Here is a 14131-nt window from a genome sequence, read left to right on the forward strand (position 1 = left end):
AAAATGAGCCAAAATAAACCCTATTTAATGGCTTTGGATCAAGGCACGACCAGCTCCAGAGCTATTCTTTTTGATAAAAAGGGCAAGATTGTATCGCTTGCACAAAAAGATTTTAAACAGCATTTCCCAAAGGCAGGTTGGGTGGAGCATGATCCCAATGAAATTTGGACTTCACAGTCTTCTGTGATGATCGAATCACTGGTGAATAAAAGTATCCGGGCAAACCAGATAGCGGGGATCGGAATCACCAACCAGCGGGAGACGACCATCGTCTGGGATAGGAAAACAGGGGAAGCCATCTATAACGCAATTGTCTGGCAAGACCGGAGAACAGCCGAATACTGCAACGAACTCAAGAGCCAAGGACATGCCGAAATGGTGGCTTCGAAGACAGGATTGATTATCGATGCTTATTTCTCTGCGACCAAAATCCGATGGATTCTGGAGAATGTAGAAGGAGCCAGGGAACGGGCTGAGGCAGGGCAACTTGCTTTTGGGACAGTGGACTCTTGGTTGGTCTGGAAGCTTACTGCGGGTAAAACCCATGTCACTGACATTACCAATGCGAGTCGTACCATGCTTTTCAATATCCATTCGCAGGAATGGGACAGAGAATTATTGAATCTATTTGAGATTCCTGACTCGCTTTTGCCGGAGGTGAAGTCATGCAGTGAGGTTTACTGCGAAACAGCCGGGGATGTACTCAGTGTGAAAATTCCAATCGCAGGCATTGCCGGAGATCAGCAGGCGGCACTTTTCGGTCAGCTGTGTACTGAGCCTGGGATGGCTAAAACAACTTATGGTACGGGTTGCTTTTTGGTCATGAATACCGGTAAAGAAGCAGTGAAATCCAAAAATCAATTGCTAACCACAGTTGCCTGGAAGATTGGTGATGAAATCAATTATGCATTGGAGGGATCGGTATTCATTGGAGGAGCGGCAATTCAATGGTTACGGGATAGTCTTGAGCTTTTCAGGCATGCGCGTGAAAGTGAGCGATTGGCTGATAGTATAGAAAGTAATGACGGGGTATATTTTGTCCCTGCACTCTCCGGATTGGGAGCTCCCCATTGGGATCAGGATGCAAGAGGAGCTTTTTTCGGTATCACAAGAGGCACCACCAAAGCCCACATGGCAAGGGCAGCGTTGGAAGCCATTGCTTATCAGGTTTATGATGTACTCAAAGCCATGGAAAAAGACAGCGGAAAACCAACACAGGAGCTTCGGGTGGATGGTGGAGCTACCGCCAACAGCTTTTTGATGCAGTTTCAGGCGGATTTGCTGGATTGTGAAATCAAACGTCCTGAAATCATAGAAACCACGGCAATCGGTGCGGCATTTCTGGCCGGTTTGGCAGTTGGGTTTTGGAAGGATCAGAAAGAGATTAATTCGTTGTGGAATGCAGATAAAAGCTTTACTCCTAGAATGGAAAATGGAGAACGGGAAAAATTGATTCATTTTTGGCATAAAGCGGTTGAACGCTCAAAAAACTGGGTAGAACTATGAATGTTTATCTGGCAGAATTAATTGGAACAGGACTTTTAATGTTATTGGGCTCAGGGGTGGTCGCTAACATGCTGTTGCCAAAAACCAAAGGAAATGGAGGAGGCATCATGCCTATCGCTACGGCTTGGGCATTGGCGGTTTTCGTTGGAGTAGTCGTGGCTGGACCGTATAGTGGGGCGCATCTGAATCCTGCAGTTACCATAGGTTTAGCTTTGACTGGCCAATTTGAATGGGCATTGGCTCCGGGGTATATCATGGCTCAGGTGTTGGGAGCAATGATCGGCGTAGGGATTGCTTGGCTATTTTATAAGGATCACTACGAAGCTTCCGATGATGCGGGGCTGAAAGCTGCTCCATTTGCAACTTCACCTGCAATTAGAAATCTTCCCTTGAACTTCTTTTCAGAAGTGGTAGGTACGTTTGTTTTGATTTTAGTCATTCTGTACAACGATGGAGTAGAAATAGGTGACGGCAGCAAAACACCTATTGGCATGGGGTCTTTGGGGGCAATTCCGGTGGCATTTCTGGTTTGGGTGATAGGATTGTCGCTGGGTGGGACCACAGGCTATGCGATCAATCCTGCCCGTGATTTTGGCCCAAGACTGATGCACTGGATTTTGCCTATAAAAGGCAAGGGAAGTTCAGATTGGGGATATGGTTGGGTTCCCATAATGGGTCCCTGTGTAGGAGCAGCTTTGGCGGCGGGACTGTATTTGGTGGCGGGGTCTTAAGGAACTTTGTCAGAATCCTGAAAAATCTCTTCAAGAAGCTGACTTCAATATGAGATCCTTATTTTGGTAAGTTTGGTGATCGTAATCACTAAAAATACGTATATTTGGTGATTACGATCACTGAATATGCATGTATCTCGTACTTTATTTAACACGCTTCAAGCAAAAATAGACTTCAATAAGTCTATTTTGCTACTTGGGCCAAGACAAGTAGGGAAAACTACTCTTGTAAAAAAATTGGCTGAAAATATCTCGTCAAACTTCCTCTATCTCAATGGGGATGAAGGCAGAGTTCAAAATTCCCTAACTGAACCTAGTATTTCTTTTCTCAGGTCTTATTTAGGACAAAGCAAAGTCGTAGTGCTGGATGAAGCACAACGTATTCCCACCATAGGTCTTACCTTAAAGTTGATCGTTGATAACTTTACGGATTTACAATTGATTGTAACAGGATCATCTGCCTTGGAACTTTCCAGCACAATTAATGAGCCGCTTACGGGAAGAAAATGGGAGTATAAAATGTACCCATTAAGCTGGATGGAAATTAGTCGTTCTTTAGGGATGCCTGAAGCGTTAAGCAGTTTGGAGACTTATTTGGTTTATGGAACTTATCCAGAGGTTGTGACCCAAAAAGGCAATGAAATTCCAGTGTTGACCAACCTAGCAACAAGTTATTTGTATAAGGATTTACTGAATTTCCAAGGGATCAGAAAACCTGAACTTTTAAATAAAATATTACAAGCATTGGCTTGGCAAGTAGGCTCTGAAGTAAGCTATAATGAATTAAGTAGGACTGTCCAAGCGGATAAAGTGACTGTGTCAAATTATATTGATCTATTGGAAAAAGCATTTATAATTGAAAAGCTTAATCCATTTTCAAGGAATCTTCGATCCGAAATCAGTTCCAGTAGGAAGATATATTTCCTTGATAATGGTATTAGAAATGCAATCATCGGTAATTATGCTCCAATTCCAGCGAGAAATGATATTGGAGCATTGTGGGAAAATTATCTAATCTCGGAGCGGCGAAAGATGCTAGCCTATCATGGCTTCTATGGACAAACGTATTTTTGGCGCACAGTTCGGGGTCAAGAAATCAATTACCTCGAGGAAATTGACGGGAAACTTTACCCATTTGAATTTAAGTGGAACCCAAACGCAAAGCTTAAAATCCCCAAAACATTTCAAGAGACTTATACTTCTGAAAAACCAAGGGTGATACATCGTGATAATTTTTGGGAATGGCTTACTGTATATCCTTATAAAAAAGCCTGAAATCTCTACAGATCTCAGGCTTTTGTCATTTTTTAGTATGTGAAATTTATCTATGTCTGCTATTTTACCTGTAAACCGACCAAAGCATTATATGATTTGGTCAAAAATAGCATAGAGGCTACTTCGGTCCCGTCTTCGGTCTTCCAGCCAGTAAACCAAAGGAAATAGACTAACTGAGATCGTTACGGCTAATCTTTTGGAATTTATTTCAAAATCTCTCTCGCAATTACCATCTTTTGTATCTCTGATGTTCCTTCGCCTATGGTACATAGTTTGGAGTCCCGATAGAATTTTTCCACCGGATAATCCTTGGTAAAACCATAGCCGCCAAAAATCTGCACAGCCTCATTGGAGACGGACACAGCGACTTCAGATGAAAAATATTTAGCCTGAGCGCCGGCCAAGGTTACTTTTTCTCCCCGGTTTTTGAGATCTGCCGCCTTGAATATGAGTAATCTTGAAGCTTCCACCTGGGTGGCCATATCTGCCAATTTGAATGAAATCCCCTGAAATGAACTGATAGGTTTGTTGAACTGATGCCGTTCTTTGGAATATTGAATGGATGCTTCCAAAGCTCCCTCAGCTATTCCCTGGCCAAGTGCCGCGATAGAAATTCTGCCGCCATCCAGCACCTTCATAGATTGGATAAAACCATTGCCAACCTCGCCTATTACCTGACTTTCGTGAATTTTGCAGTCGGTAAAAATCATCTCTGCGGTTTCGGAAGCGCGCATTCCTAGTTTGTCTTCTTTTCTTCCTCCTTCAAAACCGGGCGTGCCGCGCTCCACTATAAATGCAGTCATTCCATGTGAATCGCCAATTTCTCCGGTTCTTGCAATGACAACAGCAACATCCCCCGATACACCGTGGGTGATGAAATTCTTTGCCCCGTTGATGATCCAATACTCACCTTCTTTTTTTGCGACGGTACGCATGTTTCCGGAATCTGAACCTGTGTTTGGCTCGGTTAGTCCCCAGGCACCCAGCCATTCGCAGGTAGCCAGTTTGGGAAGGTATTTTTGCTTTTGCTCCTCAGAGCCAAAAGCCATTATATGGCCTGAGCAAAGGGAGTTGTGGGCTGCCATAGAAAGTCCGACTGAAGGGTCAAGCTTGGAAAGCTCCACGATAGCAGTCACGTATTCTAAGTATCCGAAGCCAGAGCCTCCGTATTGGGTGGGGATCAAAACGCCCATCAATCCCAGCTCGCCAAGTTTCTTGAATAATTCCACGGGGAAAAATTGCCGATCATCCCAGTCCTTGCGGAATGGCGTGATCTCCTTGGCTCCGAAATCACGGATCATCTGGGCGATCATCCGTTGATTTTCATTTTGATTAAAGTCCATTGTGTCTGAATTTGGGTTTATCTCTTTATAAATCTAACTCCAAGATTCAGAATTAGTTTGGCATCAGCAAATCTCCACGCCGTTACTGAATGGTACCCATTGAGCTTGAGCAAACTATTCTTCTCCGCTTAAGAATCTCCGAGCGGCTTAAATTTTACCGTTGCCTATTTATCCAATTTTAATTTGTATTTCCCTGTCCCGGGCATTTTGAGTTAATTCTTGTCAAATCAACAGTTTAAGTCATTCTTTCTGCCGTTTCTCACTCCCTCTCTGTCTACGAAAATAGTTTTCTCCTAAACAGCTTTAAAACTGATCAATAATCTTTGCCTTGAATTGTTCAAATCAAAGAGATTGAAATGTTGTCATTAATTGATTGGGATAAGGGAACCTTTAAGACTGATTTTTTTATTATTGAAGAAATATTTTTTATGGCGGAAATCATTGACCTATCACAGGAAATATACGAGGGGATGCCTATGCACCATAGCATGGCTCCTGTCAACATCCGTGTTCACGCCACGCATGAGCAATGGGCAAAGGAAATAAATCCCCAAACCCATACCCCAAGTGCACTCAGGCTCGAGATGAGTGAGCATACAGGTACCCATGTCGATGGGCTCAATCACATGGGGAAAGAATTTGCTGCGCAGACGATAGATCAAATGCCGCTTTCCATGTTTTATACAGAGGGTATTTGTCTGGATTTAACCCATAAGGGATTGCAGGAATTAATTTCCGTGGAGGATATTGAGCAGGCAGTTCAAATAGCCGGATTGTCTATTCTCCAAGGCGATACTGTTTTACTTTGCACGGATCATTATCGGAAATATTTCGGCACAGATAACTGGGACAAAGGTCCCGGACTCACTGTCGAAGCTACCCGCTGGCTTGGCAAACAAGGGATTTCCGCCTTTGGAGTAGAGACAATGTCTCCGGGAATCCCCAAGCTTACCAACCAAGAAGTGCATCAAATCTGCGGAGAGATGGGATTTACCCATTACGAAAATTTAATCAACCTCCACCTTTTGATTGATAGAGGTAGATTTAGGTTTATAGGGCTTCCTCTGAAGATCAGAGGCGGAACCGGCTCTCCGGTACGTGCAGTGGCTGTGTTTGAATAATACTTAGAAAACTTAAATCCAGGATTACCAGTTAATCGGGCCTTTTCCCAGATATTTCTCGGCAATCGGCAGGTAATAGTCTTTCACGTCATCCAAATCATAGATTTTTGGAGATTTGGTATATAGATCGTATCGATTGAAGTCGAGAATCCATTCTTTGTATTGTGCATCCTGCGGAGCTTCAAACTGGGAGTAACTTCCGCCATTGTGCCAAGGATAAAAAGAATGATAGCGCACCATCACCATTCCTGCTTCAGGGATTGTGTTTTCTTTGTGGTTTCTCAGTACTTGGTAGAAATACTCATCATGTCCCCAGGCCAGTTGTAGATTGTCCAAACCGCAGCCCTTCTCGTAAATCCCCAATTCTGTATTGTAGCGGGGATCTTTCATGTCCGGATTTAGCTCATTGAACTCAGGATAGACGCAGGTGTCAGGCAATTTTGCACCAACTACGAATACATCTCCTACGAGTCCCCATTGCTCATCCTGACTCGTGCCGTCTTCATCACTTCCAAATAAATACATGACCTTGCCGAGGTCATGGATCAAACCTACGAGCTGCATCCAATCAGGACGGTTGTCATGCCTCAAAGCCTCCGCAGACTGGATCAAATGCTGCACATTTGGCAAATCAAGATCCGGATCGCTGACATCGATCAGTGCATTGAGTTTTTCCATAGCATCCCAAAGACTCATCGGCTTGTCAAATTTGAGATACTTGGATTTCATCCGCTGCACATAATCATAAGTCTGATACATGCGCATTTTACGATAGTGCTCCTTTACGGCAGCTTTCACGTCCACGTGATCGTAATTCCTGAATTCCTTTTCTGTAGTTTCCATAGTATTAAGCGATTGTACCTAAAATTACATAAATAATAACTGTGATTGCAATCAAAATCCAGCCCAAAGTTTTGGCATGTTTCCAGGGGATGATGCTCAACTTACCTGAATCTGCCATTACAAATGGGACGGTAACTGGGTATTTTGCCGACACCAGATGCATGACGATCAGATTGAGGATAAATTCTATGCCCCAGATGTGGACGAAATGAATATTGACTTGAAGTATCAGATCCATCAGAATGTAGAATCCCAACCCAAAGATCAGCCCGGCTTTAGCTCCTGCTGCCGAAACTCTTGGGAAAAAGAATCCGGCAATAATTACCGTGGCCATAGGGATAAAGAAAATTCCGTTGAGTTGCTGCAAGAGTTGATAAAGACCGGCCGGAGCATTTGCCACAAAGGGGGCTACAAGAATAGATACCACAGCCAGAATAGCCGAAACCCACTTGCCAATCCGAACAAGCTGACCTTCTTTAGCAGCTTTGTTGATATAGACCTTGAAAATATCCAAGCTGAAGATGGTCGCTGCGCTGTTCAAAGCACTGTTGAAAGTGCTCAAAATCGCTCCCATAATCACTGCGACAAAAAAGCCTGTCATCCAAGGAGGGAGTACCCGCTTGACTAGCTCCGGATAGACGCTGTCTTGAGCATTGAATAGTGTGTCTCCGAAATAATAGAAACCAATGATGCCCGGCAATACAATCACCAGGGGGATCAGGATCTTTAAAATCCCTGTGAATAACAAGCCTTTTTGGGCTTCTTTCAGACTCACCGCTCCCAAAGCCCGCTGCACAATGGATTGATGCATGGTCCAGAAATACAGCTGATTGATGATCAAGCCCGTGAATAACACTTCAAAAGGCAGAATAGAATCTCTGGATCCTGGGCCAATTGAGGGCTCCTTACTGATCACATTAAATTTTTCAGGCGCATTGTTGAACACTTTCGCCAGACCATCAAGAATATTTCCATCTCCTATATCCCAAAGCGCAAAAACAGGAACCAACAATCCGGCAATAAGCAACCCAAAACCATTAATCGTATCTGTGTAAGCCACCATTTTCAATCCTCCAAAAATCGCATAAACTGCACCGATCACTCCCACCACGACAACAGTGAGCCAAATTCCCTCTGTCTGGGTAATTCCCAGCGTTTCCGAAATGTCGAATATAGATTCAATATTAATCGCTCCAGTGTAGAGTACGATTGGCAGCAGTGTCACCACAAAGGAGATAATCAGCAGCAGGGATATCAACGCCTGTGTCATTTTATCAAACCTTTTCTCCAAAAACTCGGGAATGGTAGTCAGTCCCATTCTCAGGTATTTTGGGATAAAATACAGCGCGCCGATCACCAATGCGATCGCCGAAGTAACTTCCCAAGCGATAATAATTGCTCCATTTTTGTAAGCCGAACCGTTCATCCCCACGAGATGCTCGGTGGAAATATTGGTAAGCAGCATAGAGCCGGCAATGACCACGCCCGTTAGGCTGCGGCCGCCTAGGAAATAACCGTCTTGGGTCTGAAGATTTTGTTTGCGTAGCATCCACGTGGAGTAGATGGCTACAAAGCCTGTAAAAGCTAAGAAACTGAAAAGTGTAAGCACTTATTTTGGGTTGAGTGGATTTATCGAAATTGTATTCTGGAAAATAGAAAAATAGAATGGCTGCGCCAATAAAAAAGTAGCCTTCTTGTTAGAGAGATGGATTTATGATGTTTCGACGAGAAAAAGACCTTTCAAAGTACCTCGATTTCGGTATATTTATAATAATTAGATATGTCAAAAAAGAAAATAATAGAAGTACAAGGCAATGCCATTACCATACTGAATGAGCTTGGGGGAGACTACATTTCCCTAACGGATATGCTAAAATCGAAGGATGGAGATTTCTTTATTTCAGATTGGTTAAGAAATAGAAACACCGTTGAGTTTTTGGGTATATGGGAATCTGTTTATAATCCGGATTTTAATTATGGCGAATTCGCCATAATTAAAAGTCAAGCAGGATTAAATAGTTATAAGTTGAGCGTAAAGGAGGGGGTTTCTAAAACAAATGCTATAGGATTGCAAGCAAAAGCAGGACGATATGGAGGCACTTATGCGCATTCGGATATCGCTTTTGAATTTGGTATGTGGATTAGTGCGGAGTTTAAAATCTATTTGATCAAAGAGTTCAAAAGGCTAAAAGAAGAGGAGAGTAATTGATTAAATCTTGAATGGAATCTTCAAAGAACTCTTTCGAAGATTAATTATAGGATCCATACAGACGCGATCAAGCAGAATATTGTACCGAAACTCATTTCTAGTTCCCAGATCAATTTCACCTATGCCAATGAAGCAGATTTGCTGAATGTGGCTCTTTTTGGAAAAACTGCAAAGCAATGGAAAGAGGAAGCCTCGAAAAACTCAGTTACAGAAAAGAAAGGCAACATGAGGGATGAAGCATCTATTGAGCAATTAGTCGTTTTGAGCAATATGGAAAGCATCAATGCTTTGTTAATAGAGCAAGGTCTGCCCCAAAAAGACAGGTTAGTCCAATTGAATCAAGTAGCCATTATGCAGATGAAGTCACTTTTGGCTAATGGAGCTCTAAGAAAACTGGGCGATGGATGAATGCAGTTTTCCGGGGGAAGTGTCGTCTAAAAATGAGTTGGGGAGTGCTACCTTTTGGCAATCAGTTTTTTTAGTTTTATTTATCTATTGTTAAAGTTTCAGTTGATCCATTTTATATGAAAGTTCTCTCACTAGTTCTCATTACTTGCATTTTTGTAGTTTCATCTTTCGCTCAAGACATCACGGGACAATGGCATGGAGCCCTGAAAGTTCAGGGTATCCAACTGCGACTGGTATTCAATGTGGAGCAAACTGAAAGCGGCTACAGCTCGACGATGGACAGTCCGGATCAAGGCGCATTTGGGATACCGGTGACCTCAACCCGCTTCCAAGACGGTACTTTGAAAATCGCCATTACCAATGCGAATATCATCTATGAGGGAACTTTAGGTGATGACAATAGGATCGTAGGTGTTTTTACTCAAGCAGGTCAGTCTTTTCCTATGAATCTGTCCAGAGACGAAATCGAGAAACTGGGTTCTAATAGACCTCAAGAGCCTAAAAAACCTTTTCCTTACCGTTCGGAAGAGGTGATTTTTGAAAATAAGCAAGCTGAAATACTGCTGGCTGGTACGCTCACGATGCCAGAAGAAGATGGAAAGTATCCAGCGGTAGTGTTGATTTCTGGATCTGGTCCTCAAAATCGTGATGAGGAACTGATGGGGCACAAGCCTTTTTTGGTTTTGTCGGACTACCTGACTAGAAATGGCATTGCTGTATTGCGCTTTGATGATCGTGGGACAGCGGCTTCCACAGGGGATTTTGCAAGTGCGACTTCAGTGGATTTTGCTACGGACGTAGCTTCAGCTGTGCAGTATTTGCAGTCAAGACCTGAGATAGACAAAAGTAAAATCGGGCTGATCGGACATAGCGAAGGCGGAATTATAGCACCAATGGTTGCTGCAGATTCAGACGATATTGACTTTATCGTTTTGCTTGCGGGAACCGGAATTCGGGGAGATAAGCTACTTCTTGCCCAGCAGGAATTGATTGGAAAAGCATCAGGAATAAGCCCTACTCAGTTGGAAGAAAGTGCAATGCTTAATAGAGGCATCTTCGATATAGTCCTTAAAGATCAGGGGACAGAAGAGATGAAGGGAGAGATGAGAAATTACATGGCTCAAGCATTCCGCAATATTCCTCCTGTCAATCTGCCTAGTGGCTTGACTGAAGATAAATTTGTCAACGATCAGATGGCGAGGATGAAAGAATTGAGCAGCCCCTGGATGCAGAATTTCATCAGGTACGATCCTGCTCCGGCTTTAGAAAAAGTAAGCTGTCCCGTATTGGCACTCAATGGAGAAAAAGACCTGCAAGTCCCGCCGAAAGAGAACCTGGAAGCGATCAAGGCTGGTTTGGCAAAAGGAGGAAACACAAACGTGACCACGATGGAATTGCCGGGGCTGAACCACCTATTCCAAGAAGCAGAAACAGGTGCGCCAAGTGAATACGGAACAATTGAACAGACTTTTTCTCCAGTCGCAATGGAAGTGGTGCTGGGGTGGATTAAGGAGCAGGTGGAGTGAGTGGCAGCTATTTAATCAAAAGTTGACAGTTTATGCCTGTATAGATTGCTTCGAAATAGTAATTCAGAGCTAGTTAGTATAAATTTGAATATTATTTCTAGATTCTATCTTAGTCGATCTAGTTTCTCCCGCGAAGAAATTTGGCTTCGCAATTGACGTGAAAGAAGTAGATATTTTTAATTATGGAAACCCAAATCCTTGATTTTACAGAAAAAAATGGACTTGTTCTGTGCAGCAAAGTTTCTGCTGCTCAAAACAGCTATGAACGTCTGTATATTACAGAGGTAATTAAACTTGGAGCTTATGCAGTCTTTTTCAGGAGATTTTTTAAGTGGGAGGACGATACAAAAGCTTATAAGTCCGAACCTGTAGTTTGTATTTTCAAGGAAGAGCATCTTCCTATCAATAGTTCAAAACACAAAGAGATTCACGCAGCACTCTGGAGTGAAGGGAAGATTGATGTTTATATTATAACAGGGAAGACGAGATTAGATATTTACAATGTTAGAAAGCCTGCCGAAAAAGTTGGGGATAATGAGCTTTCAGTAGAAAAGTTGAAATTTCCACTAGAAGCCGTTCAAGTACTTGATAAGGAGCGTAACGCAGCACATTTATTTGGGACTGGCACATTTTGGGAACAAGATAGGAATCAAAACCAAATAAATATCGATAAGAGTCCATATAAACATTTGATTGATTATCTGATGAAAGTCAGAAGGGATTTCAATGAAAGAGGCGGACAACTGGAATCCGAAACCATTGACAAAATATTGGTTCTAAGCATCTTAGTAAAGTTTTTGGAAGAGAAAAAGGATTCAGGAACTGATCGATCAACTCTTGATGAGATATTTTTTAAATATCAAATACACAGCTTTGTTGAAGCGGTAGAAAAGGGAAAGTTTTTGACTGTTCTTGATGAACTTTCCACTGAATTCAACGGGAGAATCTTTGATCAATTTTGGCCTCAGGAAAGGGAAAAGATTGAAAATACTGATTTGAGCTTATTAGCACAGTTTCTAAGAGCAGACAATGATATTGACACGAAGCAACTTTTTTTGTGGAACCAATATAGTTTTCAACATCTTCCTGCTGAGGTGATTAGTGCTATTTATGAAAATTTCATTCAGGAAGAAGCCCAAAGAGATGGAAATGGCCGTGAGAAAGGTGTGGTTTACACTCCTATTCATTTGGTTAATTTCATGGTGGATGAAGCCATGCCTTTAGAAAATCCTCCCTCATCTTTTATTGAAAGCGGTATTTACAAAATCCTCGATCCTACCTGTGGATCTGGCGTTTTTCTTGTTGCTGCCTACAAAAGACTGCTTCAATGGTGGGCGATCTCTGAGAGCGAAAAAACCGGAGAAATTCGATACCCGGATGCACGGACAGCACAGAGAATAATGGAGGAAAATATTTTCGGTGTGGATGTAAAAAGAACTGCTGTGCGTGTGACCATCTTTGGTCTGACCACTGCCTTATTGGATTATCTTACCCCTAAGGAAGTCTGGGGAGAGTTAAAATTTCAAGATCTTAGTACAAAAAATATAGTTGAAGCTTTACCACCTACGGGTTTTTTTCAATGGGCTTTAAATGCTAAAAATGAGAACCAGCATTTTTCGCTGGTTATTGGTAATCCTCCATTTAATCCTGAGAAAGATAGTTCTAAGCAAAAGGTGTTAGACAAAGATGTTCTTAATTCTTTGGACTTGAAGCATCCAACTATCCCGAGAAAGAACTTTGCGCTACATTTCTTTGAGGCTTCCATGTTGCTGACTGATCAAATTTGTATGATCATTCCGTCCAATGTGCTTTTATACGATAAATCTAAGGAGGCTAAAGATTATAGGGAGAGTCTTTTTACAGATTATGCGGTCTCAGATATTTATGATTTTACTCATTTAAGAGAATCCCTTTTTGTGAAAAAGGGAGGAGGAAAGAAGACAGGAAGAACACCTGTAGTTGCTCTCTTTGCTGAGAGCAGACCCTCTGAATTCAAACCAATAAACCATACGGTAGTAAAACGCACTATTTCTGTAGAACAGAAAGTTCGTTTTGAAATTGATGACTACGACCGACATCCTGTAAAATGGGATTGGGCTGTTGATCCTGATAAGCAGTTTGTGTGGAAGACAAATCTTCTGGGAGGGGGAAGGTTGTTTCATTTGATTTATAGGCTGAGCTTACTACCCTCATTGAAAGACTTAATTGATTCAAATCGATGGCTTAATTTGAGAGGATTTGAAGGAGGAAAGGGATATGAAATAATAAACTGCGATCAGATTTTAAGTATTGCAAATGATCATGTCCCTTATGTATCATTGGATACAAGAATTGAAACAGGCAATTTAAAAGACATAAAGCTATATCGCCCCCCTTTTCTTGTTTTTGAGCAGAGATTAGGGACTGATGGTCTAGTATATGCTTTAGTTTTAAAGAAAAGTGGCTACACTCAAAAGGAACAATTATATTATAGTCGCGATTTTGTCGGGATAAGCGTGCCTCTTGAAGATGAACGAGAGCTTGAAACGGTTTACTTATCGTTATCAAACACAAATTTCAATCCCCAATTTTTTGTTATTTCCACAAGTAGCAACTGTTTAGTCCATCATGAGACGGCAATAAGGATAAGCGATATACTTTCACTCCCAATTTCCTTTGGAAAATTGAATGAAAAATTAAATCGATCAGAGAAAGTGATTCAGGATGACGTACTTTTTTATTATAGACATCTAGGCAAGCAAATCACTAAAAAATCTGGCGGTGCAATCCTCCATTATCCTGTAAAACCAAAGCAATTTGAAGACTATGGCGAAGTACTCTGCTCAGAGTTAAATGGTATCTATGCCAAGAGCGGTAATAGCTGGCAATCAGGCAAGATTTATAGCATGCCTTCCTATACAGTTTATCAAATTGGATTTGGAGCTGATGGAGAGTTGAAGCAAGAATTTGTGAAAGATCAATTAGATGATTCGGTTCAGAGACTAATCAATAATGACACTGCCAACCGAGGGGCTGCCTATAAAAGAATCGTTCGCTTATATGATCATGTAGATGGATTTGATTGTGTTTACTTTATCAAGCCCAATGCCCTGCGCTATTGGCTAAAGTCAATAGCCTTGAGAGATGCCGACGAAACATTTTTGGATTTTAAAGGCAAGGGATATTAATT

9 protein-coding genes and 1 pseudogene are annotated in these 14131 nt (G+C 42.0%); 7 read left to right on the forward strand and 3 right to left on the reverse strand.

All coding sequences use genetic code 11. The features are described 5' to 3' along the window. Positions 1 to 3 precede the first annotated feature (3 nt). From glpK to ID165_RS23230, 3 genes are all read left to right on the forward strand, one after another. Positions 4 to 1506, forward strand: coding sequence for a glycerol kinase GlpK (gene glpK / locus ID165_RS23220; RefSeq protein ID WP_192347802.1), 1503 nt, complete (start codon positions 4 to 6; stop codon positions 1504 to 1506). After that, on the forward strand, positions 1503 to 2237 hold the full coding sequence (locus ID165_RS23225) for an MIP/aquaporin family protein (RefSeq protein WP_192347803.1): 735 nt from the start codon (positions 1503 to 1505) through the stop codon (positions 2235 to 2237). Before glpK ends, ID165_RS23225 begins: the two co-directional genes overlap by 4 nt. 126 nt (positions 2238 to 2363) lie before the next feature. Further along, positions 2364 to 3512, forward strand: coding sequence for an ATP-binding protein (locus ID165_RS23230; protein WP_192347804.1), 1149 nt, complete (start codon positions 2364 to 2366; stop codon positions 3510 to 3512). A 203-nt stretch (positions 3513 to 3715) separates the two neighbouring features. On the opposite strand, the gene ID165_RS23235 is transcribed toward ID165_RS23230, so the two are convergent. Next, complete coding sequence (locus ID165_RS23235; RefSeq protein WP_192347805.1) at positions 3716 to 4855, reverse strand: acyl-CoA dehydrogenase family protein; 1140 nt, start codon at positions 4853 to 4855, stop codon at positions 3716 to 3718. A gap of 356 nt (positions 4856 to 5211) precedes the next feature. Between ID165_RS23235 and ID165_RS23240 the strand changes: the two genes are divergently transcribed. Further along, positions 5212 to 5976 (forward strand): cyclase family protein, encoded by a 765-nt coding sequence (locus ID165_RS23240; RefSeq protein WP_225586879.1) that lies wholly within the window; start codon positions 5212 to 5214, stop codon positions 5974 to 5976. A gap of 24 nt (positions 5977 to 6000) precedes the next feature. On the opposite strand, the gene ID165_RS23245 is transcribed toward ID165_RS23240, so the two are convergent. Then, positions 6001 to 6819 (reverse strand): inositol oxygenase family protein, encoded by an 819-nt coding sequence (locus tag ID165_RS23245; RefSeq protein WP_192347806.1) that lies wholly within the window; start codon positions 6817 to 6819, stop codon positions 6001 to 6003. A 4-nt stretch (positions 6820 to 6823) separates the two neighbouring features. Continuing rightward, positions 6824 to 8428: a solute:sodium symporter family transporter gene (locus ID165_RS23250; RefSeq protein WP_192347807.1), complete on the reverse strand. Its 1605-nt coding sequence runs from the start codon at positions 8426 to 8428 to the stop codon at positions 6824 to 6826. Between the two features lie 171 nt (positions 8429 to 8599). Here ID165_RS23250 and ID165_RS23255 point away from each other — a divergent pair. The 3 genes and pseudogenes from ID165_RS23255 (at position 8600) to ID165_RS23265 (ending at position 14129) form a co-directional block, all read left to right on the forward strand. After that, positions 8600 to 9436 (forward strand): annotated as a pseudogene (locus ID165_RS23255) (KilA-N domain-containing protein). 116 nt (positions 9437 to 9552) lie between these two features. Next, a complete protein-coding gene (locus tag ID165_RS23260; RefSeq protein WP_192347808.1) occupies positions 9553 to 10962 on the forward strand; it encodes a S9 family peptidase in 1410 nt (469 codons plus the stop codon). A gap of 182 nt (positions 10963 to 11144) precedes the next feature. Continuing rightward, positions 11145 to 14129, forward strand: a complete 2985-nt coding sequence (locus ID165_RS23265) for an N-6 DNA methylase (protein ID WP_192347809.1) — start codon at positions 11145 to 11147, stop codon at positions 14127 to 14129. The last annotated feature ends 2 nt before the right edge of the window (positions 14130 to 14131 follow it).

Origin of the sequence: Algoriphagus sp. Y33 (assembly GCF_014838715.1) — a bacterium.
GTDB lineage: Bacteria > Bacteroidota > Bacteroidia > Cytophagales > Cyclobacteriaceae > Algoriphagus.